This is a genomic window from Pedobacter sp. ASV12 (genome assembly GCF_016429155.1).
Lineage (GTDB): Bacteria > Bacteroidota > Bacteroidia > Sphingobacteriales > Sphingobacteriaceae > Pedobacter.
In genome coordinates this window covers 1-499 of sequence record NZ_JAELUC010000273.1, presented here as the reverse complement: position 1 = coordinate 499, position 499 = coordinate 1, and the positions used below count along the sequence as shown (strand labels likewise).

Here is a 499-nt window from a genome sequence, read left to right as displayed (position 1 = left end):
GATGACAGGAAAGTAGGAAAGACCATTGACGGGATTAAGATTTTATCTGCAATCAAGCTAGAGGAATTGATTAGGGAACATGAGGTTGATGAGATTATATTTGCCTCTTATACGATTCCTGTCGAACGGAAAAACCAAATTGTGGATGTTTGCTTGGAGAACGAGGTTACCGTATTGAATATTCCGCCTGCCGATGCTTGGACCGGTGGAAAATTTCATACTACCCAAATTCAAAATATTAATATTGAAGATCTGTTAAACAGAAAACCTATACAGATCAATATTGAAGGCATACAGAACCAATTGAAAGATAAGAGGATATTGATTACTGGTGCTGCAGGTTCTATTGGTAGCGAAGTTGTGCGTCAGCTGATGAAATTCGAAACTGGGCTGATCATTCTTTGCGATCAATCAGAAACGGCACTGCATAACATCTATCTTGAACTGGAAGAAACGCATACCAATACCAATTTCCATGCTTTTGTTGGCGACGTAAAAG

Annotated in this window: 1 protein-coding gene; it reads left to right on the top strand. The window is 39.1% G+C overall.

The features are described 5' to 3' along the window. Positions 1-499 (top strand): SDR family NAD(P)-dependent oxidoreductase (locus JHD69_RS20265; RefSeq protein WP_199142132.1); only part of this gene is annotated, 499 nt, incomplete at both ends.